Genomic DNA, 1,331 nt, shown 5'->3' on the forward strand with positions numbered 1-1,331 from the left:
CCGATCCGGAAGCAACGGCTCGATCCGCGCCCACTGCGCGTCAGTCAACGGCACACCCGAACCAACGACCAGCTGATCCAAACGAAACGCCCTAGGTCCTGTCTGGTCGATCTTCGCGGATAAGCCCGCGGCGTCTGGTGCCGTGCATCGCAAGGCGGAGGATCGCCCATGTACTGGACGTACTTGGGCGACTCCGACAACGCAGCGAGGTGCGGTGCCAGGCGTCGCGGGCCCGCGAAGATCGACCGGACAGGACCTAGGTGAAACCCACTGGTGGAAACACCAGCAGGGCGCCCCGAGTCGACCTCACCCGGGCCGCGCCAGGTCTTGACCTTCTGGAAGCAGCGTTCGACGGTGTTGCGCTGTTTGTAGCGTTCGGAGTCGTAGGTGATGGGCCGTCCGCCGGCTGAGCCCTTCCTTTTCCGGTTGGCACGGCTTGCCCGGGGGTGAGCGTCTCTGCACTTCATCTGAACAGGTGACCGTCCCCGTCCGGCGAGGGACGCCGTCGGGCACGGGAACGGCGGTCTGGCCCAGCCCGTTGAGACGGGCATGGGGCTGAATAAGCGAGCGGGACATCAAGGGACCGGGCCTGGGGCAATCACCCCGGACGGCTGCGCGGTCGAGCTGTACTCCCGGCTGCCTGTCGGGGCCGAGCCGGACATCGTCGCCGCTGCTGTCAGAGCAGGCGCGCGTATCCTGGAGCTGGGTTGCGGTGTGGGACGCGTGACCCACCCGCTCCTGGAGCGGGGCTTTACTGTGATTGCCGTGGACGAGTCCCAGGAGATGCTCGACCGCATCCGCGGGGCACGCACCGTACGCAGTTCGATCGAGGATCTCGACCTGGGTGAGACGTTCGACGTGGTGATGCTCGCGTCGTGTCTCGTGCACGCCGGAGACATTGAAGTGCGGCAGGCGCTGCTGCGTACCTGCGTCCGTCATGTCGCGGCGAACGGCTGCGTGCTGATCCAGCGAGAGGGCGAGGACTGGCACACGAGGCTGCCGCGTGAGCATGTTGATCCGAGCGGATACACGGTGCGGATCGTGTCGGCGGAACCGACCGGTGAGGGGGTGAATTCGGTGTATGCGGAGTACGAGTTCCCGGACGCCACCTGGACACAGACCTTCCTGTCTCGGCCGCTGACGAGGGAGCAGTTCGAGGGGGCTCTCGCCGATGCGGGTTTGAAGGTGGACAAGTATCTGACGGAGGAGCGGACTTGGGCGCGCGCCAGTCTCGCTGCCTAGGTCCTGTCCGGTCGATCTTCGCGGATAAGCCCGCGGCGTCTGGTGCCGTGCATCGCAAGGCGGAGGATCGCCCATGTACTGGACGTACT

At 66.0% G+C, this 1,331-nt stretch carries 1 protein-coding gene and 1 pseudogene; one reads left to right on the plus strand and one right to left on the minus strand.

Features of this window, described 5'->3' with window-relative positions; all coding sequences use genetic code 11:
• Positions 1–314: 314 nt before the first annotated feature.
• A pseudogene (locus ABTZ59_RS37080) lies at positions 315–431 on the minus strand (IS5/IS1182 family transposase); the annotation flags it as partial.
• Positions 432–549: 118 nt separating this feature from the next.
• Here ABTZ59_RS37080 and ABTZ59_RS37085 point away from each other — a divergent pair.
• Positions 550–1,242 (plus strand): class I SAM-dependent methyltransferase, encoded by a 693-nt coding sequence (locus ABTZ59_RS37085; RefSeq protein WP_351425959.1) that lies wholly within the window; start codon positions 550–552, stop codon positions 1,240–1,242.
• Positions 1,243–1,331 lie beyond the last annotated feature (89 nt).

Origin of the sequence: Streptomyces sp. NPDC094034, assembly GCF_040303865.1 — a bacterium.
Classification (GTDB): Bacteria; Actinomycetota; Actinomycetes; order Streptomycetales; family Streptomycetaceae; genus Streptomyces.